We start from the raw sequence: 22,541 nt of genomic DNA, 5'->3' as shown, positions 1-22,541 counted from the left end.
AGAAGTGAGGTTTCCAGCATGACCAGAAACACACGACGCGCCCGCGCCATCGCAATTGCCGAGGCAAAGCCTGATGCCCGCATGGTCACCCTGCGTTATCTGATGCTGGCAGCCGGCGCCACCGCCGCAAGCCTCGCGCTGCTGCTCTCGCACTTCATCTGATCCTGTCTTCAGGCCTTGGAAGAACATTGCGGCATGTTGATTGCCGCCCTGCGGCGTCACGGCTTACAAAATTGCAACTATTTCACTGCCTTGGCTTAACCCGCCGTCGCAACTTATCCGAAAATTAATATCTAATCTGACACAATTGCCCGCGAATATTTGGGCATCTCCAAGTTGTTTGGACATGAACTGGCAATGACTGCCGCCTGGCTTCCAGGTTCCCCAATGTAAATTAAGAACAGCTCGATGTGCACCCGGCTGGCGCCCAATGGCCGCCTGCGGGAGGAGTGGTGTATGAAAGGCCCGGAACGCCATGTTGATTGACAAGATTCTTTCCCGCTTCAGGATCAAGACGAAGGTCCTGATCTTCGTTCTGCCTTTCGTCGTCACCATTTCGGCGGTGGGCCTGACGGGCCTCTACGCTTCGGGACTGCTTCAGGGCCGCATGGAAATATCCAACAGCGTGCTGCAGTCGCTGAGCGGCTTCAAGGATCTCTACGGTTCGATGGACGACTTCCTGCGCGTCACCAGCCAGCAGGCACGCGACAAGCTGCTCACCGATCTGACGACCCAGCAGGGCGTGCTAGAACAGACGCTGAACCAGGTTGGTGAAGAGGCCGCCGGCCGCGACAGCCTTGCCGAAGCAGCGCGCCGCACCAAGGACATTTCAGGCGTCGTCGGCAAGCTCTGGGGCCTGCATGAGCAGGAGCAGGCGCTGCATGAGCAGATCGACGCGGCGCAGAAGAGCCTGATCAGCACCCGCTTCACGGTCTCCTACCAGGCCGAGGAATTGCAGACTGCGCTTCAGAACGACGAGGGTGCGGCGACCATCACGCTGCGCACCGCCGACCGCCTGCTGAAGGGCGGCGATTTCCTCGGCACGGTCGCCAGCGGCTACAGCAAGCCGCAGACGCCGCCGGAAAAGATCGCCTACATCAACGAACAGATGCCTGCGATCGTCAAATCGCAGCGCCTGATCGCCATCTCGGTTCCGACCAATCAGAAGAACGTCATCGACGCGCTGGCCGCGACCATCGACAGTATCAAGGCAATCACTGCGATCCCCGCTCCGACCGACGAGAATATCGCCGAACTCGGCCGTCTCGTGTCGCGCTTCCGGCAGACATCAACCTATACGCAGCTGACCGCGACGCAGAAAATGCGCGAGGCTACACAGCGTTTTGCCGAGCTTGAGGGCCGCATCGGCCAGACCAACTCTGTCCTTCAGGATACACGCCGCCTCGAAAATTCCGTCTATGCGCTGCAGATCGTCCTTTCCGATTTCCTCGCCAGCTCGAGCAAGGAAAATCTCGTGCGTCTGCAGCAGCAGGCCGGCACGCTCGGCAAGGACATGCAGGTGCTGACCACCAGCGCCAAGGGCATGGGCTTTGCCGAAGGCATATCCGGCGCAATCCAGCCCGCACTCGACGCCATCTCCGGCGGCGGCTCGAAGATCGTCGATACGATCGGCGAGCGCGTCACGGCCTATGCCGCTGCTCGCCAGGAGCTCGACCAGATCTGGAACAAGCTCACCGATTTCGCCGAACTGCAGAAGCAGACGGCCGGTACCGAGCGCACCCAGGCAAACGGCATCTCCGTCATCACCACCGGTCTTGGCATCCTCCTGTCGATCCTCGGCGGCATCGCCCTGGTTCTGACGCTGCAGCGCCCGATCAGCCAGATCACCGCCGCCATGCGCCGTATCGCCGAAGGGGCGCTGGAGACCAGCATCTCCGGCGAGCAGCGTCACGATGAAATCGGCGACATGGCCCGCGCCCTCGGCATCTTCAAGGAAAATGCCATTTCGAAGATCCGCATCGAAGAGCAGAGCGATGAGGAACGCGCCGCCGCCGAACATGAGCGCCAGCGCAACGACGCCGACAAGCGCGAGATGGATCGCCAGATCGAATTCGCCGTCAACGCGCTCGCTGCCGGCCTCGAACGCATGTCGCAGGGCGATATCTCGACGACGATCGAGACGCCCTTCATCGGCCGTCTCGAACAGCTGCGCCAGGATTTCAATGGCTCGATGATGCGCCTGCAGGCGACGATGAGCCAGATCCGCGACAATGTCGAACTGATCCAGGGCAATGGCAACCAGATGGCTCAGTCGGCCGAGGATCTCTCCAAGCGCACCGAGCAGCAGGCTGCCTCGCTCGAAGAGACCGCGGCCGCCGTCGATGAGATCACCGTCACGGTCCGCTCGTCGGCCGAACGCGCCAAGGACGCCGACCAGATCGTCCGACAGGCCAAGCGCAGCGCCGACGATTCCGCCGTCGTCGTCAGCAATGCGATCGATGCGATGGGCCGCATCGAGGATGCCTCGCGCCAGATCGAGCAGATCATCGGCGTCATTGACGAGATCGCCTTCCAGACCAATCTGCTGGCGCTGAATGCCGGCATCGAGGCGGCCCGCGCCGGCGAGGCCGGCAAGGGCTTTGCAGTCGTCGCCATGGAAGTCCGCGAACTGGCCCAGCGCTCGGCCGCCGCGGCGCAGGAGATCAAGGGCCTGATCAACAAGTCGACCAACGAGGTCAGTTCCGGCTCGCAATTCGTCCAGGAGACCGGCACGGTGCTCGCCAAGATCAGCGCTCAGATCGTCACGATCAGCCAGCATGTCGAGATGATCGCCCGCGCCAGCCACGACCAGTCCAATGCGTTGCAGAGCGTCAACGCGACGGTCAATCAGATGGACCAGATGACGCAGCAGAACGCCGCCATGGTGGAAGAGACGACAGCTGCCAGCCGCGAACTCGCCGACGAGGCGGGTTCGCTGCGGCGTCTCATCCAGCAGTTCAAGATCGACGGCGAGACCGCCGCGCCGGTCTACCGCGCCGCCTGATTGTCGATCCCATCTACACGAGAACGGCCCTGGCTTCCGGGGCCGTTTTTGCGTTTCGTATAGGGGCAGCCGTAGCCCTGATTTACGGAAAATTTTCCTTAACGCTTTTCGTCTAATTTAGCCGCGGTCTTCTGCCGGGGGTTTTCATGCTGCGCCTTTTCTCTACATCGATCGTCCGTCAGATCGTTGCGATCACGCTGTTTCTGCTGGCGATCAGCACCGCCGCCATTGTCGGCGTCACCTATTACAATCTGAGCCGCTATGTCATGGACGGGGCTGTCTCCGACGCGAAGGACGCCACCCGCGCGATGGCCGTGCTCTACGGCGCGGCCGATCTGGCGGCAAAGGTCGACCTGAGGGACAACCAGCTCTCGACCGTCACCGAAGACGCCATTCCGGTCCTTGCCGATCATTCGCTGGTCGACCGCACCGCGCAATCGATCGCCGGCGTTGCCACCATCTTCCAGAAGCAGGGCGGCGACTACGTCCGCATCTCCACCAACGTCAAGAAGGAAAACGGCGACCGCGCCGTCGGCACCAAGCTCATCACTGAGCACCCCGCCCAGCCGGTTCTTGCCAGGGGCGAAGCCTATTACGGCCAGGCGGAGCTATTTGGCCGCAAATTCATGACCGGTTACTTCCCCGTCAAGAATGCATCGAACGCCAATGTCGGCATTCTCTTCATCGGCATTCCGATGGAGGTCTATTATCAGCGCATGTATGAGCTGCAGATGCTGGTTCTCGGCGTCGGCGCCATCGTCATGCTCATCGTCGGTGTTCTCGCCTTCTATGCCATCCGCCTGTCGGTCAAGCCGCTGCAGGCGCTGACCGCCAGCGTTCACTCGATCTCCTCGGGCGATCTTGATGGAGCGATCCCCTGTGTCGCCAAGAAGAACGAGTTCGGTGACATCGGCCGGGCCTTGGCGCTTTTCCGCGACAGCGCTCGCGCCAGGCGCGACCTGGAAACGCAGGCTGCCGAACAGCGCTCTTTGAGCGATGCCGAACGCGCCAGGAACGATGCCGACAAGCGCTCGCTCGACGGCCAGATCGACTTTGCCGTCAGCCAGCTCGCCGCCGGCCTCGGACGCCTGTCGCAGGGCGATGTCTCGCAAACGATCGGCACGCCCTTCGTCGGCCGGTTGGAGCAGCTGCGCGTCGATTTCAACGCCTCCCTCCTGCGGCTCCAGGACACGCTGTCCGGTATCCGCGACAGCGCCTCGACCATCCAGCGCAACAGCGGCGCGGTCTCGGCCTCCGCCGGCGAACTTTCGAAACGTACCGAAGCACAGGCGGCAAGCCTTGAGGAGACCGCCGCGGCTGTCGAGGAGATTACCGTCACGGTTCGCTCTTCCGCCGAGCGTGCGCGCGAAGCCAACAATGTCGTGGCCGCGACCAAGAAGACGGCCGACAATTCCGGCGCCGTCGTCGGCGATGCCGTCGCCGCCATGGACCGCATCGAAGAGGCTTCGCAGCGCATCGAGCAGATCATCGAGGTGATCGACGACATCGCCTTCCAGACCAATCTTCTGGCGCTGAATGCCGGCATCGAGGCGGCCCGGGCCGGCGAGGCAGGCAAGGGGTTTGCCGTCGTTGCCCATGAGGTCCGCGAACTCGCCCAGCGTTCGGCCGATGCGGCGCGCGAGATCAAGTCGCTGATCGAGACATCCAGCCGCGAAGTGACGGTGGGCTCCGAACTGGTCCAGAAGACCGGCAGCGTCCTTGCCTCGATCAGCCAGGAGATCATCGCGATCAGCGGCCATGTCGAAACCATCGCCACCGCAAGCCGCGATCAGTCGGCCGCCTTGCAGGAGGTCAACGGTTCGGTCAACGCCATGGACCAGATGACCCAGAAGAATGCCTCGATGGTCGCCGAGACGACGCAGGCAAGCCGGCTGCTTGCCGGCGAAGCCGATACGCTGATGGCGCTGATCGAGCGCTTCCGCATCGTCGCAGAGCCTGCTCACCTCGGGGCAAGGAAAGTCGCCTGAGAAACGTGGCCGCAGCCGCCGCCGGATTGCGCCGCAGCTATGCGCCGCCGCCGTGCTTTTGTTGCGACGCGCTTTAGGCTGATGTCCAGCGAGGTCAACCAGGTGCCGAAGCGAATGAGGCTGCTGTCTCCGAACTCGGCGTAGAATCGATCCTCGTCCGCCCTGCCGCCGCTTGGCCTGCGGGTGTGCCGATATTCCTGGATGCCCCCAATGGTGATCATGTCGATCATGGCGATGTCCTTTCCTGTGAGAGACATCGCATGATTTAGGCATCGAATATCTCTTCATAAACAGGGAAAATCCCGCTATGTTTTTCATCGATGAAAAATGCGAATTGGGATTCCTATCAGCTTTTCCTCCAGGTCGCCCGTCTCGGCGGCCTAACGGGAGCAAGCACGGCAAGCGGGCTAAGTCCGGCGACCGTCGGCCGGCGCATGCTTGATCTCGAACAGGAGGTCGGTCGCGCCTTGTTTTCGCGCAGCCAGACCGGCTACCGCCTGACCCAGGATGGCCAGGCGCTGCTCGATCACCTTCAGGAGATGGAGGCCGCCGCCCGCAAGGTGGAGGCTTGGCGGCAATCGGGCGAGGGCGGCACGACCGTCCGGATTACCGCCGGCACCTGGGTCGCCTGGCTGCTGACGGAGAATTTCGCCGCAATCCGCATGCCGGGCGACAGCTTTGCCATTTCGCTCACCATCGGCGAGGCGCGGGCGAGCCTTGCCTATCGCGAAAGCGATATCGGCATCCGCGCCTTCGAGCCGGAGGAGGCCAATCTTGCCGCCCGCCGGCTCGGCGAGGTGGCCTATGCCGTCTATATCAGACGCAACGCCGCCGAGACCGATGAACGCTGGATCGGTGTTGCCGAGGAGGAGGCGATATCGGCCTATCTGCGCTGGCCACACGCCCATGCCGCAACGGGGATCGTCGCCACCGTCAACCGGCCGCGTTCGCTGCCGGATCTGGTGCGCGCCGGCGCCGGCAAGACCGTGCTTCCCTGTTTTGTCGGCGATCTCGACCCTGAATTGCAGCGCCAGGGCGGTGAGCTGCCGGAATTGCGCCACGCCCAATGGATCGTCATGAACGCCGAGGATCGCCATCGCCCGGAGATCCGCACGGTCGCCGACCGCATGACCAAACTCATCAAAAGTTATGCCGATCTCTTCGCCGGAAAACGACCGAGCCGCGGCTGACGGAACTTTGAAGGCCCACGCATCTTTGGGGATGCGCGGGCGTTCTCTTCAATGCCGGTTGGTGACGACGACGGGGATCAGCAGGTCGCCCCAGTTGCCGTCGCCACCGTGATGGCGGGCCGAGCGCACCAGCTCGACCGAGACGCCGGCCTCGACGGCTTTCATGACCGATTGGTTCAGCCGATGCAGGTCGTTGGCGAGCATGCGGATCGTCGTCTGCTGATCCTCGTTCATGCTGGTCGACTGTTCCTCGGCCCGTTCCCGGACGCGCGAAATGGATGCCATGATCTTCTCCTCCTCTTTGTCTTATTCCGCAGCCGGTTTGAACTGCGCATGTTCGGTCGAGCCGTGCATCGCCGTGGTCGAAGACCGGCCGCCGGTGATGGCGAGCGACACGGCGTCGAAATAGCCGGTGCCGACCTCGCGCTGGTGTTTGGTGGCGGTATAGCCATTGACCTCGGCGGCGAATTCCGCCTGCTGCAGCTCGGAATAGGCCGACATCTGCCGCTGCCGATAGCCGCGCGCCAGTTCGTACATGCCGTAGTTCAGTTGGTGGAAGCCAGCGAGCGTGATGAACTGGAACTTGTAGCCCATCGCGCCGAGTTCGCGCTGGAACCTTGCGATCGTCGCCTCGTCGAGGTTCTTCTTCCAGTTGAAGGAAGGCGAGCAATTATAGGCGAGCAGCTTGCCGGGATGGACCTTGTGCACGCCTTCGGCAAAGCGCCGTGCCTGATCGAGGTCCGGCTTCGAGGTTTCGCACCAGATGAGATCGCAATGCGGCGCATAGGCGACGGCGCGTGCGATACAAGGCTCGATGCCGTTTCGCACCTGATAGAAACCTTCGACCGTGCGGCCGGCATCATAGTCGACGAAGGGCTGGTCGCGCTCGTCGATGTCTGACGTCAAGAGCTTTGCCGCTTCCGCGTCGGTGCGGGCGATGACGAGCGTCGCAACGCCCATCACGTCGGCTGCAAGCCGCGCGGCGTCGAGATTGCGGATATGGGCGGCCGTCGGGATCAGCACTTTGCCGCCGAGATGGCCGCATTTCTTCTCCGAGGCGAGTTGGTCCTCGAAGTGAACGCCGGCAGCACCCGCCTCGATATAGGCCTTCATGATTTCGAAGGCGTTGAGCGGTCCGCCGAAGCCGGCTTCCGCGTCGGCGACGATCGGCGCAAACCAGGTCTCGACCGAGAGCCCTTGGCCTTCCGCGGTCTCGATCTGATCGGCGCGCTGCAGCGTGCGGTTGATGCGCTTGGCAAGCTCCGGCCCGGCATTGGCCGGATAGAGCGACTGATCCGGATACATCGCCGATGCCGTATTGGCGTCTGCCGCCACCTGCCAGCCGGAGAGATAGATCGTCTTCAGCCCGGCGCGCACCATCTGCATCGCCTGGTTGCCGGAAAGCGCGCCGAGCGCATTGACGAAATCCTCCTGATGCAGGAGCCGCCACAACCGGTCCGCCCCCAATTCGGCCAGCGTATGGCGGAGCGCCACCGAACCTCTGAGCCGCTGCACGTCGTCTGCCGAATAGGGTCTTTCGATGCCGTCGAACCGGCCTGCCGATGTGTTTGGGACAAGCTTATAAAAATCCGTCACGCTGCTCTCCTCACTAAAAAGCCCGACAAAAGGGTGCTGATGACAAGATTGACAACGGGATGCGATATGGCCAGAAAAACCTTTGATTTCCTGGATGGAAAGAGGTTAAGATGACGAGGATTGACAGACCGGCGCTGTGAATTTGTAAAATATTGTAAATAGAGCGCTCCTGCCTTGTCAAAGGGTGTGCCATGGCGGAACGGAAGATATTCGCAGGCCCGAAAGTCAGGCGCATCCGCAATGCGCTGGCGCTGACCCAGACCGCCATGGCCGAGGCCCTTGAAATATCCCCGTCCTATCTGAACCTGATCGAGCGCAACCAGCGGCCGCTGACGGTGCAACTCCTTCTCAAGCTTGCAAGCGTCTATAGGGTCGACCTGGAGGAGTTGCGCGGACAGACCGGCGGCAGTCTCGGCCAGCTCAAGGAAGTCTTTGCCGATCCGCTGCTTTCGGGCGAATTGCCCGGCGACCAGGAACTGGTGGAGGTGGCCGAGGCCGCGCCCAATGCCGCCAGCGGCATGATCAAGCTCTACCGCGCCTATCGCGAGCAGACGGCAAGGCTGTCCGATCTGACGGCGCTGATGGCCACTGAGGGCCATGCGCCCATTGCCGCCGGCCGCTTGCCGCTCGACGAGGTGCGCGAGACGCTGGAGCGCCGGTCTGGTTATTTCGGGCGGATCGAGACGGCGGCCGAAGCCTTTGCCGCAACGCTCCCCGGCGGCCTCGATCTTGCCGCCGGCCTCAAGGATTGGCTGCGCGCCGAGCGCGGCATCGCCGTGCGTGTCCTGCCCGTCCATGTCATGCCGGATCTGCGCCGCCGCTTCGACCGTCATTCGATGCGGCTTTTCATCTCGGAGCGCCTGTCACCGGCCGACCGCGCGCACGAGATATCAGTCGAGGTCGCCACCCTCGCTTTGCTGCCGGTCATCGATGCCGAGCTCGACGATCTCTCCTTCTCCTCGGCCGAGGCGCGCCGCATCGCCCGCTTCGAGCTTGCCCGCATCGCCGCCCTGGCGCTCGCCATGCCCTATGAGGCCTTTCTCTCGGCCGCCAAGGCGACGCGCTACGATATCGATATTCTGCGCGCCCGCTTCGGCGTCTCCTTCGGCCATGCCGCCGCGCGCCTGACGATGCTGCAGCGACCCGGCGCGGCCGCCACCCCCTTCTTCCTGATCGAGATCGATGCCGCGGGCCACCGGCTGCGCAGGGCAGGCGCCCAGGGTTTTCCGCAGGCCCGGTTCGGCGGCGGCTGTCCGAAGCTGAATATCCACGCCGCCTTCCTGCAGCCGGGCCAGATTCTCGCCGAAACGGTGGTCATGCCGGACGGCGCATCCTTCCTGACGGTCGCCCGCACCCTGGAGGGGCCGAGCGTCGAATTCGGCGAAAGACTGCGGCGCACCGCGATCCTGATCGGCTGCGACGCCGCCCTTGGCGAGGCGCTTGTCTACGGCCAGGCGACGGCGCTCGACCCGGTCGAAATCGGTCCGGCCTGTCGCCTTTGCGAGCGGCGCGGCTGTCTTTCCCGCGCCGAGCCGCCGGTGACGAGACCACTTGGGCTCGATGAGATGGTGGCCGGGCTGAGCGCCTTCGACTTCCAGTGATTGTGAAATCATTGAGAGCGCAGGATTTTACGCTTGTGGGCTGTTAAAATCCTTCTTAGTCTGCGTGAAAAACCAGAGGGAAAAGATGTCCGGGGGTGCGGAATCTTTGAACAAACAGGAGAAGTCATGAGGTCAACCATTCTATGCGTGACGGCCGCCGCCGTTGCCGCACTCCTTGCCGCCGCACCGGCCTTTGCGCAGGAACGCGTGGTCAACGTCTACAACTGGTCGGATTATATCGACGACAGCATCCTTACCGACTTCACCAAGGAAACCGGTATCAAAGTCGTCTACGACACCTTCGATTCCAACGAGACCGTGGAAACCAAGCTGCTTGCCGGCGGCACGGGTTATGACGTCGTCGTTCCCACCGCCGACTTCCTGCAGCGCCAGATCCAGGCCGGCGTCTTCCAGAAGCTCGACAAGTCGAAGCTGCCGAACCTTTCCAACATGTGGGATGTGATCCAGCAGCGCACCGGCGAATATGACCCGGGCAACGAACATGCGGTCGATTACATGTGGGGTACCGACGGCATCGGCTACAACGTCAAGAAGGTCGCCGAAATCCTCGGTCCCGATGTCAAGCCCGGTCTCGAAGTGATCTTCGATCCGAAGGTCGCTGCAAAGTTCAAGGATTGCGGCATCTACGTTCTCGACACACCGAAGGACGTCATCACCACGGCGTTTCGTTATCTGGGTCTCGAGCCGAACTCCACGAAGGCTGAGGATTTCAAGAAGGCCGAAGAACTGCTGACGGCGGTCCGCCCCAATATCCGCAAATTCCATTCGTCCGAATATATCAATGCGCTTGCCAACGGCGACATCTGCATCGCCTTCGGCTATTCCGGCGACATGCTGCAGGCGCGCGACCGTGCGGCCGAAGCCAAGAACGGCGTCGAGGTCAATTATTCGATTCCCCCGCAGGGCGCCCAGATGTGGTTCGACATGATGGCTATCCCCGCCGATGCGCCCCACGTCGCGGAAGCCCACGAGTTCCTGAACTACATGATGAAGCCTGAAGTCATTGCCAAGGCAAGCGACCACACCTTCTATGCCAACGGCAACAAGGCTTCGCAGCAGTTCGTCAGCAAGGACGTTCTGGAAGACCCGGCAGTCTATCCGACCGAGGCGGTGATGAAAAACCTCTTCACGGTCAAGCCGTGGGATCCGAAAACGCAGCGCCTGGGGACGCGCCTCTGGACCAAGGTCGTTACCGGCCAATAATGCAGCCTTGGGCCTGGACGGAAACGTCCGGGCCTTTCTATTACCGGCCCAGGTCGAGGCCGGAAAACGTGTACTCGGGGAATAATATGAAGTCTCTCGGCAATATCCGCCGCGCTTTTGCGCCTTGGACCGATCCCTCTGCAAAACCCTTTATTGCTGTCAAGAATGTCACTAAGCGCTTCGGCGATTTTACCGCCGTCGACGATCTGTCGCTTGATATCTATCACCGCGAGTTCTTTGCGCTGCTTGGCGCGTCTGGTTGCGGCAAGTCCACGCTGCTGCGCATGCTCGCCGGCTTCGAGCAGCCAACCTCCGGCGAAATCGTGCTCGACGGCACCGACATGGCCGGCACGCCGCCTTACAAGCGGCCGGTCAATATGATGTTCCAGTCCTATGCGCTTTTCCCGCACATGACGGTCGAGAAGAATATCGCCTTCGGTCTGAAGCAGGACGGTATGGCGAAGGATGAGATGACGGATCGCGTCTCGCAGATGCTGAAGCTCGTCAAGCTCGAGCAGTTTGCCTCCCGCAAGCCGAACCAGCTTTCCGGCGGCCAGCGCCAGCGCGTGGCGCTGGCCCGCTCGCTCGCCAAGCGCCCGAAGGTGCTGCTGCTCGACGAACCGCTCGGCGCGCTCGACAAGAAGCTGCGCGAGGAAACCCAGTTCGAACTGATGGACCTGCAGCAGAGCCTCGGCCTCACCTTCGTCGTTGTCACCCACGACCAGGAAGAGGCGATGACCATGGCCGATCGTATCGCCGTCATGAGCCACGGCAAGGTCGTGCAGGTGGCAACGCCGGCGGAGATCTACGAGGCGCCGAATTGCCGCTTCGTCGCGGATTTCATCGGCGACGTGAATATCTTCGACGGCAAAGTCGCCTCATCTGGCAACGGCACCGTCGAGATATCAGTCGACAGCGCCTTCAGTGTGCGCGTCGCCTCTTCCGAGACACCGTCGGCGGGCAGCGCCGTCAGCTTCGCCATCCGGCCGGAAAAGATGCGGGTCACGCGCCAGGCGCCCGCCAACGCTTCGGTCAATGCCGCCAGGGGCGAACTCTGGGACATCGCCTATCTCGGCGACATGACCGTCTTCCATGTGAAATTGCAGAGCGGCAAGATCGTCAAGGCCTCATCCCTCAATGCGCAGCGCTCCGTCGACGACCCCTTCACCTACGACCAGGAAGTCTGGGTCTCCTTCGACGAGAACGCCGGCGTTCTCTTGAAGGATTGACATCATGGGCAAGCTCACCTCCGGCCTCTACGATCGCCTCGTTATCACCATCCCTTACGCCTGGCTGCTGCTCTTCTTCCTGGCGCCCTTCTTCATCGTCTTCCGCATTTCGCTGTCGACGACGGCGATCGCCATGCCGCCCTACGTGCCCGTCTTCTCGCTTACCGACGGCTTGGCCGGGCTCTGGAGCAAGATCGGCGAGCTCTCCTTCGACAACTATACCTACCTCACCGAGGACTCGCTCTATTTCAACGCTTATGTCTCGAGCGTGGCGATTGCCGGGATATCCACTTTCCTAACACTGCTGATCGCCTATCCGATTGCCTATGGCATGGCTCAGGCGCCGCGCACCATTCGCCCGACGCTGGTGATGCTGGTGATCCTGCCGTTCTGGACGAGCTTCCTCATTCGCGTTTATTCCTGGATCGCGATCCTGAAGCCGGAAGGGCTTTTCAACCAGCTTCTCCTGTCGCTGCACATCATCGACAGCCCACTGATCATCCTCAACACCACTACCGCCGTCTATATCGGCATCGTCTATTCCTATCTGCCCTTCATGGTGTTGCCGCTCTATTCGGCTCTGGAAAAGATGGACGATACGCTGATCGAGGCGGCCCAGGATCTTGGGTGCACGCCGATCCGGGCTTTCTGGCGCGTCACCTTTCCGCTGTCGATCCCCGGTGTGGTGGCCGGCTGCATGCTGGTCTTCATTCCCGCTGTCGGTGAATTCGTCATTCCCGACCTGCTTGGCGGCTCGCAGACGCTGATGATCGGCAAGACGCTCTGGAACGAGTTCAACGCCAACCGCGACTGGCCGGTCTCCTCGGCGGTCGCAACGATCCTGCTGATGATCCTGGTAATCCCGATCGTCTTCTTCCAGAACGCCCAGGCCAAGGCCGAAGAGCGGGGGAGATAAAGTCATGCTGAAATGGACCCGCTTCAACATCGTCTCCGTCACGCTCGGCTTTGCCTTTCTTTACCTGCCGATCGTGCTTCTGGTGATCTTCTCCTTCAACGAATCGAAGCTCGTCACCGTCTGGGGCGGTTTCTCAACCAAATGGTATGTCTCGCTGCTCTCGAACCAGGGCCTGCTGGACGCTGCCTGGGTGACGATCCGTGTCGGCCTGCTGTCGGCGACGTTGGCGACCATCCTCGGCACGATGGCGGCGCTGACGCTGGTGCGCTACACACGCTTTCGCGGTCGCATGCTGTTTTCGGGCATGATCTACGCGCCTCTCGTCATGCCCGACGTCATCACCGGCCTGTCGCTGCTGCTGCTCTTCGTCGCGATCGGCTTCGACCGCGGCTTCTGGACGATCACGTTGGCGCACACGACGCTCACCATGTGCTTCGTCGCCGTCGTCGTGCAGTCGCGCCTCTTAAGCTTCGATCATTCGATCGAGGAAGCGGCGCAGGATCTCGGCGCGCCGCCGGTGCGCACCTTTTTTGAGATCACCTTGCCGATCATCGCGCCGGCGGTGCTGTCCGGCTGGATCCTTGCCTTCACCCTGTCGCTCGACGATCTGGTGATCGCAAGTTTCACCTCGGGGCCGGGCGCCACCACGCTGCCGATGCGAATCTACAGCCAGGTCCGCCTTGGCGTGACGCCGGAGATCAACGCTGTGTGCACGATCCTGATCGCCATCGTCGCGGTCGGCGTCATCTGCGCCTCGATCGTTACTAAGCGCCGGGAAATCCAGCGCCAGCGGGACGAGCGTGCGGCGGCTGCCGGCGCCTGATGGACCGAAGAAGACGGATTATTGCGGATGGGGCGTGGTGCCGAGAAGCGGGACCGGCGAGATCACCGGGTTGGGCCATGAGCCGCCGATGAAGAACGGCAGAAGCGGTAGCTCTGCCGCCTTGGCCGGGTCGGTTGACTCAAGCGATCCGGAAAGCGCCAGTCCATTCGACAGATAGGTGATGACGCCGGAAAGCGTCAGCGTCTCGGCCGTGCCGGCAATATGCACGTCGTGCATCTCGGCGGAGCCGTTGGCGAAATCGGCCTGAAGGTTCAGTTGGTTGAAAGAAAAGGCACCGCCTCCTGCCGCGCTCAGCGGGAAGAACGGTTTTTCGGCGGCCTGCGTCCTGAGGGCTGCGGAATCGATGCCGGGCATCGTGCCTTCCCTTGTCCAGAAGCGCAGCCTGCCGGTGACGTCGGCAAGGCCGGTCGTCCAGATCGCCTTCGGCGACTGCAGGTCGAGATCGAGCGATCCCGTCGCCAGCGGCAGCGGCCCTTTCAGCTGCAGGCGCTCGGCAAGGGCTGCGAAGTCGGCATCGCGAATCGATAGCTGCAGCTTGCCGCCACCGTCGAAGTCGCGCTGCGTCGCTTCCAGATGCGCGGTCATCTCGCCGCCTTCGAACCGGCTGTCGCCGATATCGAATTTCGCTTCGCCGCCGGCAACGATCATGCTGGCGCCGACATCGGAGAGCTCGAAGAGACCCATCTGCGCGCGCCGCGCCGAAAGCCTGACGTCGACATCGAGCAGCCGCAGCGGCCCGCTGATGCCGGCGGAGATTTCCTCCGCCTCGCCGGCGGCGAGCCTGAGCGCGAAGGCGTCGAGGAACGGCTTGAGGTTCATCTCGTCGAAGGCGAGCGTACCGCCGATCTTCGGTCGTTTGCCGGGTTGGGTGAAAAGATCCATTACCCCGGTGGCACTCGCTTCGTTCAGCGACAGGCTGAGATTGTTGAAGCGCAGCCCGTTGCCCGACGACATGATGTCGGATTCCAGCGAGGCGCTCTTCAGCGTTGCGATGCCGGGGATCGATTTGCCCGACCATATGAGAAGCGCCGGCATATCGGGAATGCTGGCGGTGATATTGCCGGAAAGGGCCGAAAGGCTGGCGATACTGGCAATACCCTGAAAATGCGCCGTCAGCAGGTTTGATGTGAGCGACGTCCGTGTCTCGGCATTCCTGCCGGCAAAGGCGAGCAGCGGCTGGCGCGAAGCGAAGTCGACCTTCAGGTCCTCGCCATTGATGCGGGCGATGACAACCGCCGAAATCGCGCCGGATAGCCGAGGCCAGGCGATATCTGCGGTGACGCTGTCGAAATGATAGGCCTTGGCGGTCTTGATGTCGGTCACCGTGAGTGTGCCGTCTTCGACCGTTACCGCGCCGATCTCGGCATCGAGATCCGGATCGAGCACCTCAGTGCCGTTTTCGGTGCGCACGCCGCTGATTGCGCGAGCGAGCAGGCCGGCATAGCTCCAGTCGATCAGCCCATTCTCGTCGCGCGTCAGCGCCAGGTTGGGGCGCAACAGGTGGAATTCGTGAAAGCTTGTCCGACCTCTCAACGCATCGATGAGGCTGAAATCGGCCGACAGGCTGTCGATGCTGCCGAGCAGCTTGTCGCCGCTTTTGCGCGGCTGGCGGATGGTGATCTGGTTCAGCGTGATGCGCGGCGTCGGCCAGAATTCCAGAACCGGACTGCCCTTGATCTCGGCGTGATAGCCCGTCCATTTCGACAGCGCGTCCTCGATGCCCGAGCGCACGAAACCGGTCGAAATGAGATAGGGTGCGGCGACCCTCAACGCCACGAACAGCGCCAGCGCGATCAGCAGGAAGACCGTCGACAGACGGGCGAAGGCCGGAAGCCAGCGCGAAACGGGTCCGATCTTCCTGCGCCACCTGCGATGTCTTGACGTGTTCATGATCTCCGCCGGCAATTCAGCCGGTTATCCCGTTATGCGCTGGTTTCGCGGATATAGGAAATATCAGGCATATGCAAATCCCCTGCAACGCCGCGCGTCTTTTCAGACACGCAATGGACGCTGCAAGCCCCGCATCGTCCTTCTAAATACGTAGGCTGAATCGTGTCGGTTCCGCACTTTATAATGCAATGCAGCATGATATAAAGACGGCATTGGGGAGGAGGAATGAATGCAGAATAATAGACCACTTTGGGTGCCCTCGGAGGATGCAGTTGCAACAAGCCCGATCCATGCCTTCATGGAGCGCTGCAACGCCGATTTCGGGCTTTCGCTTTCCGGCTTTGAGGATCTGCATGCCTGGTCGGTGGCCGAGCGGGAGAATTTCTGGTCGACCGTCTGGGATTTTTGCGGCGTCAAGGGAGAGCGCGGCGCAGAGGTGCTTGCCAATGGCGACCGCATGCTGGAGGCCCGCTTCTTTCCCGATGCGACGCTGAACTTCGCCGAGAACCTGCTGGCCGGCCGCGGCGAAGGCGACGCCATCGTCTTTCGCGGCGAGGATAAGGCGGAGGATCGCTGGTCGTGGGACCGGCTGCGCGCGCGGGTCTCGAAGTTGCAGCAGGCCTTTGCAGCACTTGGTATCGGCAAAGGCGATCGCATCGCCGCGATGATGCCGAACATGCCGGAGACTGTCGCCGCCATGCTGGCGGCCGCCTCGATCGGCGCCATCTGGTCGTCGTGCTCCCCCGATTTCGGCGAGCAGGGTGTGCTCGACCGCTTCGGCCAGATTGGCCCCAGGCTGTTCATCGCCTGCGATGCCTATTGGTATTCCGGCAAACTGCAGGACGTCGGCGCCAAGGTCGCCACGGTCGCAAAAAGCCTTGATGTACCCACGGTCGTCGTCCACTACGCCGGTGATGCCGAGGCCGTCGTCGGCAAAACGCCCGGTGCTTCGACGCTTGAGGCCTTTGTCGCGCCCTATGAGGCGAGAGAGGTCGAGTTCACGCCGCTTGCCTTTTCCCATCCTCTCTACATCCTGTTTTCCTCAGGCACGACAGGCGTGCCGAAATGCATCGTGCATTCGGCCGGCGGCACGCTGCTGCAGCACCTAAAGGAGCAGCGGCTGCATTGCGGCCTGCAGGCGGGCGAGAAGCTGTTCTACTTCACCACCTGCGGCTGGATGATGTGGAACTGGCTGGTCAGCGGCCTGGCCAGCGGCGCCACGCTCTGCCTGTTCGACGGCTCGCCGTTTGCGCCCGATGGCAACGTGCTGTTCGACTATGCCGCGGCCGAAAAATTTGCCATCTTCGGCACCTCGGCGAAATATATCGATGCCGTGCGCAAGAGCGGGCTGACGCCGCGCAAAAGCCATGACCTCTCCAGCCTGCGGCTGATGACCTCCACCGGTTCGCCGCTGTCGCCTGAGGGCTTCACCTTCGTCTACGAGGGCATCAGGCAAGATGTGCAGCTTGCCTCGATATCCGGCGGCACCGATATCGTCTCCTGCTTTGTGCTCGGCAATCCGCTGCAGCCGGTCTGGCGCGGCGAGATCCAGGGGGCCGGCCTCGGCCTTGCGGTCGATGTCTGGAACGATGACGGCAGGCCGGTGCGCGGCGAAAAGGGTGAGCTTGTCTGCACCAAAGCCTTCCCGTCGATGCCGGTGATGTTCTGGAACGACCCCGATGGCGCCAAATATCGCGCCGCCTATTTCGACCGGTTCGACAATGTCTGGTGCCACGGCGATTTTGCCGAATGGACGGAGCATGGCGGCCTGATCATTCACGGCCGTTCCGATGCGACGCTCAATCCCGGCGGCGTGCGCATCGGCACCGCCGAGATCTACAATCAGGTCGAGCAGATGGACGAGGTGGCCGAGGCGCTCTGCATCGGCCAGGAGTGGGACGACGATGTGCGCGTCATCCTCTTCGTTCGCCTTGCCGCCGGCGTGGCGCTGACCGAGGATCTGGTCAAGGCGATCAAGACGCGGATACGCACCGGCGCCTCGCCGCGGCACGTGCCGGCAAAGATCATCGCGGTCGCCGATATTCCCCGCACCAAATCAGGCAAGATCGTCGAGCTTGCGGTGCGCGAAGTCGTTCACAACAGGCCGGTGAAGAACCAGGAAGCGCTCGCCAATCCCGAAGCGTTGCAGCTCTTCGCGGGGCTGGAGGAGCTCAAGGATTGATGGCGGATCGGACGTTTACAAGCTTTTGTCACTGATTCATGCACTGTCATGGAAACCTTTCGTTAAGAAAGGTTTGTCAAATCTAAAGCTAACTTGGGGGCCGTATATGAACGAGGCGGCCTGGAGCCCTACAGCGCCGCGCGTCTTTTCAGACGCGCAAAGGACGCTGTAGCACTTTAAGTTGCTGCATAATCTGTCCTTAAATCGGTTCCGATCTAAGGAATTATGCAGCGGGGCTTTCGATGATGGTGATCGACTGAACTCTTGTTGAACAGCACCAAATTCAAGGCAGCCCTCGGCTGCCTTTTCTTTATGGCGGTCGCTTTTGTTGATAGCGATCAGCCGGCCAGCACCCGCTGCGACGGGAAGGTGATCTCGACGAGCGTACCTTCGTTCGGCGCCGAATTAATCGAGAACACCGCCCGGTTGGCATCGACCATCGCCTTTGTCAGCGGCAGGCCGAGCCCGGTGCCGTCGCCGCGATGGCGCGATTGGGTCGAGGAAACCTGCCGGAACGGCTTCATCGCCTGGTCGAGTTCGCTGCGCGTCATGCCGATGCCGGTATCACGGACCCTGAGCACGACGCTGCCATTCGCCTCATAGGAGGTGGAAACGACGATCTGCCCACCTGATGGGGTGAAGCGGATGGCGTTCGACAGGATGTTGAGGGCGATCTGCTTGATCGAGCGCAGATCCGCCACGACCTCTGGCACCGCCTGCGACAGCGCCGTTCGGATGATGACGCGCTGGCCGTTTGCCTGCGGCTGAACCAGTGCCACGGCCTCGGAGACTGCCTCGTTAAGACCGACGGCGGCAAAATCGAGATCCATCTCGCCTGCCTCGATCTTCGAAATGTCGAGCAGGTCGTTGACGATATCCAGCACGTGCCTGCCGGAACGGCCGATGTCGTTGGCATATTCGATATAACGCGGATGGCCGATCGGCCCGAAGCGCTCGCCGGCCATCATGTCGGAAAAGCCGATGATGGCGTTGAGCGGCGTGCGGATCTCGTGGCTGACGCGGGCAAGGAAATCGGTCTTGTGGGCGTTGGCGGTTTCGGCCGCACCCTTGGCGTTGCGCAGTTCGTCCTCGGTGCGCTTCCACTGGGTGATATCGCGGATAACGGCGCAATAGCCGTTGGAGGAGGTGAGCTGGCCCATCGTCATGAACAGCGGCACGAAGCCGCCGGCGGCCTCGCGGCCGATCACTTCGCGCCCGTCGTTCAACACACTGGCAACGCCATGGCCCGACAGACCGTGTAGATAGTCGAGCACAGCCTTTTGGCTCTCATGGGCAAACAGCATGACGAAGGGTTTGCCGCGCGTCTCCTGCTCATCGTAATTGAAAAGCGCGCTGGCCGACCGGTTCATCGAGCGGATGTCGCCCTCGGTGCCGATGACGACGACGCCGTCGGTCGCCGTTTCCAGGATCGAGCGCAGTTCCTCCACCTCGACCTGAAGCTTGGCGACCTTTTCGACCATCCGCTCGGGACGCGCTTCGGACCGGCCTTCCGAGCGATTTGTCTCGCTGCGGCTATCATCCTTGCCTTCCACCGGCATCAGCGCCAGCATCAGGGCGTTGGCGTCTTCCCAGCGCACCGATTGCAGCCGCGCTGTCACCGGAACCAGTCTGTCGTCGGCCTTGACCAGCATCATGGTGCCGGAGCCTGCGGCCTTTTCCTCGAGTTCCCGGCGCTGCAGCAGCGCTTCGATGCCGCCAACTTCGCGCAACGCGTCGAGCGAGGTGTAACCGGTCAGCCGCATGAATTCCGGATTGGCATGGAGCAGCGCATCGCCGACATGGATGAGCACGGCAACCGGGAGCTGGTCGACGGTTCCGACCGAAAGCCCGTCGGTCATCTTGATGCGCGGCGGGATGAAGCTTGTCAGAACCTCGATCTGGCTGACCGTCTCCTCCAGCCCCTCCGTCGCCTCGTCCTCGGCGATAACATCAGGCTCCTCGGCGTCGATATCGTCTTCGCTCTGCGCCTCGACGGCATTCTCGAAAATCGCTTCCTGCGGCGCGATCTCCTCCAGCGAAGGTGATTCCACCGTGTCGGAACCGGCCGTTTCTGCCGTGAGGTCTTCTGGTCCGGAAGCCTCCTCGAAGCTGGCCGTTTCGGTCACAGGTTCGCTCGGTGCCGGCGCAGCCGGTTCGTCCTTGCTGGCGCCGAAGGCCTCGAGACGCTTGGCGATTTCGCGGAAATTAGCCTGCTCGGCGGCCGTCAGTCCGGCGCCGCTATTGTGGAGCTGAACGATCTTGTCGGAGAAACGGCGATTGGGCGTTTCCGAAATGCGAAGCGCCGGTGGCTCGTCGGAAGGTTCCGCTGCCGGCTCTACGGCGGAGACATCACGGGCATCGGCGATATTGTCTGCTGCTTCCGCGCCACCTTCCTGGAAAACCGGCTCACCGGACACCTGCTCAATGGATGCCTGCCCGGCGGCAATCTCTTCCGTTGCTGGCTCCGTCTCGGTCTGCGGCTCGCTTGCCGCAAACACCTGGTCCTCGACCTCCTCAGTCAGGACGGGTTCGATTGCAGGTTCTTCATGCACTGCCGGCACGGCGTGTTCCGCCTCGGCAATGGTCTCGGCCACCGGGCCGAGGCTGGCCGCATCATGGCCGATACCGTCAGGGCCGAGTGTCAGGCCGAGTGCCAGCGGATCTTCCTGCGCATCGGAAAGCCGGACGACGCCGAAGCCGCGGAAACCGTCGAAATCGCGGTTGCGGGTATAGGTCGGCAGCGCCGCCAGATCGACAGGAACGACGAGACTGGTGCCTTCAACCGGCCAGAGGATCGTTTTGCCCGACCATGTGTCGCGGCGGGCGAGCGCCTCGGCAAGCTTGCCATCGGGATCGAGATTGAAGAGGGCGGCGATATCGCCGAAGGCAGAACCGATAATATCGGATGCATGCGGACCGACGGCATCTGCAAATTCGTGGCTGACCTCGTTGAAACGGCCCTCTGCATCGATCTTCCAGACGAAGCGCGTGGCGCGGCTGTTCGGCCTGAAGACGAAGCCGGGCTCAGCCGCAAGCTCAGGGATGGGGGAGGGGTCGGGGACCACAGGCGTTGCAAGGGCGGGCTCTTCGTGAACCGCTTCCGGCCCATCTTCGGCAAGCACTTCGATGGCTTCGACAGGCGCTTCTGCCGTCGCCGCTGTTTCCACCGTCTCCGTGACGGAGGTCAGGTCGTCCTCGATGATCGCGGCCGGCTCGTTGGCCTCATCCGCGCTGCTGTCGTTCTCCGGCTCCGCATGCCCGGCGAGATCGGTCTCGTCAACCACCTCGTCTGCAGGTGCCGCTGCCGTCTCCGCCGACAGTTCATCTTCACCGGTGATTTCCTCCAGCGTTTCCTCGAGTTCCTCGATCCCCGAGACCGCCTCGATGATTTCGGTAAAGCCTGCGGCGGCAACCGGCTCGTCGCCGAGCTGTTCGGCGAGTGGCAGGCTGTCTCCCTGCGCGGGCGCATCGAGCGAGGGCGTATCGAGCGTGGGCGGCTCGATCAGTTCGGGCGCGGGCGCGTCTATCGGGTCGAGATGGCCGATCGCGGTCTCCACCGCAAAGAGCAGATGGAGCGCCGGCTCGTCGCTGAGTTTGCCGACTGCTGCCGGGAGATTGCCTCTGCCGGTGGCGACGGGACGCTTCACCAGACGGTCGGGATGCGCGCCGGCAAGATTGATCAAGGTCTTTGCGGTCTGCTCGGAGATCCCGAGCGCGGCAAAGCCGAGCGAGGCGGCGATAACGTCGCCGTTGGCGCCGATCACCGCCATATGCGTGTCGGGATCGTCAAGCCCCTGCAGCATCTGGGCCGCCGAGGCGCCTGAAGTGAGCTGCTTTGCCGAGACCGGCACCGAAAACAACATGGCCTTTTCGCCAGAGGAAAGCCGGATCAGTTCGGCCGCCGCCTGCACCTGCACACGCTGGAAGCCCTTGGCAACGCGGATCATCAGGCTTCTGGTGTCACCGATATCGGTCAGCTGGCGCGCGGCTGTTTCCAGCTGGCGGAAGGTGATGTCAGTGCGGTCGACGCCCTGGTCGAGCAGATCATAGACGGCCGAATGGCCGAAAAGTTCGGCACCGGCACCGTTTGCCCAGAGCAGACGGGCAAGATCGGCCGAAAACAGCACCATCGCCTCGCCACGTGAAAAACGTTCCCGCACCCGTGCATGCACGGCGATATCGATGAACGGATATTGGACTGCGGGCATGATCGAACCTTGTCGCTGTCGGCCTTCTTAAATTAACGGCTTATTAATAACTGCGGGGCGCATGCGGGTCTAGAAGAGGAGGGGGTTTTCGGCCGGCAAGGTTAACGTCTTGTGCATCGCACAATAAATGTTGCAATGCACAATGAAATGTCTTATATAAGCACCATCCCAACTATTGCAGGCAGCGACTGCCTCAGCCCAAAGGATGCGACCCATGGCTACCATAAAGACCGACGACGTTTTTTCAATCGCTTCTTTCGACCCGTCCAAGTTCTCGGAATCCTTCCGTGATTTCGCCGAAAAGGGCGCTCAGCAGTCGAAGGACGCCTATGCCAAGCTGAAGACCGCTGGTGAAGAAGCCGGCAAGACGCTTGAAGCCACCGTGCAGACGGCACAGGCCGGCACCGTCGAGATCGGCCTGAAGGCGATCGACATCCTGCGCGTCAATTCCGAGAACTCGCTGTCGCACTTCGAAGCGCTGCTCGGCGTCAAGTCCGCCGCCGAATTCTTTGAGCTGCAGACCTCGTTCATCCGTAAGCAGGCCGAGCTGACCGTCGAGCAGGCGAAGTCGATACAGGAAACCACCAAGCAGGTTGCCGAAAAGCTCGCAAAGCCTTCCAAGGAAGCCGCCGAAAAGGCCATGGCTTCCTTCAAGGTTGCCTGATCGGT

General features: G+C 62.1%; 16 protein-coding genes. 11 read left to right on the top strand and 5 right to left on the bottom strand.

Annotated features, from left to right (window positions below):
* Positions 1-18: 18 nt before the first annotated feature.
* The 3 genes from RCCGE510_RS35240 to RCCGE510_RS20825 all read left to right on the top strand — a co-directional run bounded on the left by RCCGE510_RS35240 (position 19) and on the right by RCCGE510_RS20825 (position 4,992).
* On the top strand, positions 19-162 hold the full coding sequence (locus RCCGE510_RS35240; RefSeq protein WP_007633224.1) for a hypothetical protein: 144 nt from the start codon (positions 19-21) through the stop codon (positions 160-162).
* A gap of 313 nt (positions 163-475) precedes the next feature.
* Complete coding sequence (locus RCCGE510_RS20830) at positions 476-3,004, top strand: HAMP domain-containing methyl-accepting chemotaxis protein (RefSeq protein WP_007633223.1); 2,529 nt, start codon at positions 476-478, stop codon at positions 3,002-3,004.
* Positions 3,005-3,150: 146 nt separating this feature from the next.
* Positions 3,151-4,992 (top strand): methyl-accepting chemotaxis protein, encoded by a 1,842-nt coding sequence (locus RCCGE510_RS20825; RefSeq protein WP_007633222.1) that lies wholly within the window; start codon positions 3,151-3,153, stop codon positions 4,990-4,992.
* On the opposite strand, the gene RCCGE510_RS20820 is transcribed toward RCCGE510_RS20825, so the two are convergent.
* A complete protein-coding gene (locus RCCGE510_RS20820; RefSeq protein WP_192815333.1) occupies positions 4,965-5,222 on the bottom strand; it encodes a hypothetical protein in 258 nt (85 codons plus the stop codon). The genes RCCGE510_RS20825 and RCCGE510_RS20820 overlap by 28 nt on opposite strands.
* A 90-nt stretch (positions 5,223-5,312) precedes the next feature.
* Here RCCGE510_RS20820 and RCCGE510_RS20815 point away from each other — a divergent pair, with 90 nt between their 5' ends.
* Positions 5,313-6,182, top strand: a complete 870-nt coding sequence (locus RCCGE510_RS20815; protein WP_007633217.1) for a LysR family transcriptional regulator — start codon at positions 5,313-5,315, stop codon at positions 6,180-6,182.
* Positions 6,183-6,230: 48 nt separating this feature from the next.
* Here RCCGE510_RS20815 and RCCGE510_RS20810 read toward each other — a convergent pair whose 3' ends face one another.
* Together RCCGE510_RS20810 and aceA are read right to left on the bottom strand one after the other, a co-directional pair.
* On the bottom strand, positions 6,231-6,467 hold the full coding sequence (locus RCCGE510_RS20810; protein ID WP_007633216.1) for a hypothetical protein: 237 nt from the start codon (positions 6,465-6,467) through the stop codon (positions 6,231-6,233).
* A 21-nt stretch (positions 6,468-6,488) separates the two neighbouring features.
* A complete protein-coding gene (gene aceA / locus RCCGE510_RS20805; protein ID WP_007633214.1) occupies positions 6,489-7,778 on the bottom strand; it encodes an isocitrate lyase in 1,290 nt (429 codons plus the stop codon).
* 191 nt (positions 7,779-7,969) lie between these two features.
* Between aceA and RCCGE510_RS20800 the strand changes: the two genes are divergently transcribed.
* From RCCGE510_RS20800 to RCCGE510_RS20780, 5 genes are all read left to right on the top strand, one after another.
* Complete coding sequence (locus RCCGE510_RS20800) at positions 7,970-9,379, top strand: XRE family transcriptional regulator (protein ID WP_007633208.1); 1,410 nt, start codon at positions 7,970-7,972, stop codon at positions 9,377-9,379.
* A 126-nt stretch (positions 9,380-9,505) separates the two neighbouring features.
* Positions 9,506-10,603 carry a polyamine ABC transporter substrate-binding protein gene (locus RCCGE510_RS20795; protein WP_007633207.1) on the top strand — a complete coding sequence of 366 codons (1,098 nt, stop codon included), beginning with the start codon at positions 9,506-9,508 and terminating at the stop codon, positions 10,601-10,603.
* 86 nt (positions 10,604-10,689) lie between these two features.
* Positions 10,690-11,832 carry an ABC transporter ATP-binding protein gene (locus RCCGE510_RS20790; RefSeq protein WP_007633206.1) on the top strand — a complete coding sequence of 381 codons (1,143 nt, stop codon included), beginning with the start codon at positions 10,690-10,692 and terminating at the stop codon, positions 11,830-11,832.
* Between the two features lie 4 nt (positions 11,833-11,836).
* Positions 11,837-12,748, top strand: coding sequence for an ABC transporter permease subunit (locus RCCGE510_RS20785; RefSeq protein ID WP_007633205.1), 912 nt, complete (start codon positions 11,837-11,839; stop codon positions 12,746-12,748).
* A 4-nt stretch (positions 12,749-12,752) separates the two neighbouring features.
* Positions 12,753-13,571, top strand: coding sequence for an ABC transporter permease subunit (locus tag RCCGE510_RS20780; RefSeq protein ID WP_007633204.1), 819 nt, complete (start codon positions 12,753-12,755; stop codon positions 13,569-13,571).
* An 18-nt stretch (positions 13,572-13,589) separates the two neighbouring features.
* Here RCCGE510_RS20780 and RCCGE510_RS20775 read toward each other — a convergent pair whose 3' ends face one another.
* Positions 13,590-15,482: an AsmA-like C-terminal region-containing protein gene (locus RCCGE510_RS20775; protein WP_007633203.1), complete on the bottom strand. Its 1,893-nt coding sequence runs from the start codon at positions 15,480-15,482 to the stop codon at positions 13,590-13,592.
* A gap of 229 nt (positions 15,483-15,711) precedes the next feature.
* Here RCCGE510_RS20775 and RCCGE510_RS20770 point away from each other — a divergent pair, with 229 nt between their 5' ends.
* Positions 15,712-17,664, top strand: coding sequence for an acetoacetate--CoA ligase (locus RCCGE510_RS20770; protein WP_007633201.1), 1,953 nt, complete (start codon positions 15,712-15,714; stop codon positions 17,662-17,664).
* A gap of 338 nt (positions 17,665-18,002) precedes the next feature.
* Here RCCGE510_RS20770 and RCCGE510_RS20765 read toward each other — a convergent pair whose 3' ends face one another.
* Entirely contained in the window at positions 18,003-21,872 is a 3,870-nt protein-coding gene (locus RCCGE510_RS20765) for an ATP-binding protein (RefSeq protein ID WP_007633200.1), read from the bottom strand.
* Between the two features lie 214 nt (positions 21,873-22,086).
* Between RCCGE510_RS20765 and RCCGE510_RS20760 the strand changes: the two genes are divergently transcribed.
* Entirely contained in the window at positions 22,087-22,536 is a 450-nt protein-coding gene (locus RCCGE510_RS20760; protein ID WP_007633199.1) for a phasin, read from the top strand.
* The last annotated feature ends 5 nt before the right edge of the window (positions 22,537-22,541 follow it).

The sequence above is a fragment of the Rhizobium sp. CCGE 510 genome, assembly GCF_000292525.1.
Lineage (GTDB): Bacteria > Pseudomonadota > Alphaproteobacteria > Rhizobiales > Rhizobiaceae > Rhizobium.
The sequence above is the reverse complement of the archived record's forward strand: the minus strand, read 5'-3'. Positions and strand labels throughout refer to the sequence as shown.

What these genes read in the sequence shown, in the direction of transcription:
- RCCGE510_RS20785 (WP_007633205.1), top strand. Translation starts at nt 11,837, where the DNA reads ATGGGCAAGCTCACCTCCGGCCTCTACGATCGCCTCGTTATCACCATC.
- RCCGE510_RS20825 (WP_007633222.1), top strand. Translation starts at nt 3,151, where the DNA reads ATGCTGCGCCTTTTCTCTACATCGATCGTCCGTCAGATCGTTGCGATC.
- RCCGE510_RS20790 (WP_007633206.1), top strand. Translation starts at nt 10,690, where the DNA reads ATGAAGTCTCTCGGCAATATCCGCCGCGCTTTTGCGCCTTGGACCGAT.
- RCCGE510_RS35240 (WP_007633224.1), top strand. Translation starts at nt 19, where the DNA reads ATGACCAGAAACACACGACGCGCCCGCGCCATCGCAATTGCCGAGGCA.
- RCCGE510_RS20830 (WP_007633223.1), top strand. Translation starts at nt 476, where the DNA reads ATGTTGATTGACAAGATTCTTTCCCGCTTCAGGATCAAGACGAAGGTC.
- RCCGE510_RS20760 (WP_007633199.1), top strand. Translation starts at nt 22,087, where the DNA reads ATGGCTACCATAAAGACCGACGACGTTTTTTCAATCGCTTCTTTCGAC.
- RCCGE510_RS20800 (WP_007633208.1), top strand. Translation starts at nt 7,970, where the DNA reads ATGGCGGAACGGAAGATATTCGCAGGCCCGAAAGTCAGGCGCATCCGC.
- RCCGE510_RS20780 (WP_007633204.1), top strand. Translation starts at nt 12,753, where the DNA reads ATGCTGAAATGGACCCGCTTCAACATCGTCTCCGTCACGCTCGGCTTT.
- RCCGE510_RS20820 (WP_192815333.1), bottom strand. Translation starts at nt 5,222, where the DNA reads ATGATCGACATGATCACCATTGGGGGCATCCAGGAATATCGGCACACC.
- RCCGE510_RS20765 (WP_007633200.1), bottom strand. Translation starts at nt 21,872, where the DNA reads ATGCCCGCAGTCCAATATCCGTTCATCGATATCGCCGTGCATGCACGG.
- RCCGE510_RS20795 (WP_007633207.1), top strand. Translation starts at nt 9,506, where the DNA reads ATGAGGTCAACCATTCTATGCGTGACGGCCGCCGCCGTTGCCGCACTC.
- RCCGE510_RS20775 (WP_007633203.1), bottom strand. Translation starts at nt 15,482, where the DNA reads ATGAACACGTCAAGACATCGCAGGTGGCGCAGGAAGATCGGACCCGTT.
- RCCGE510_RS20770 (WP_007633201.1), top strand. Translation starts at nt 15,712, where the DNA reads ATGCAGAATAATAGACCACTTTGGGTGCCCTCGGAGGATGCAGTTGCA.
- RCCGE510_RS20810 (WP_007633216.1), bottom strand. Translation starts at nt 6,467, where the DNA reads ATGGCATCCATTTCGCGCGTCCGGGAACGGGCCGAGGAACAGTCGACC.
- RCCGE510_RS20815 (WP_007633217.1), top strand. Translation starts at nt 5,313, where the DNA reads ATGAAAAATGCGAATTGGGATTCCTATCAGCTTTTCCTCCAGGTCGCC.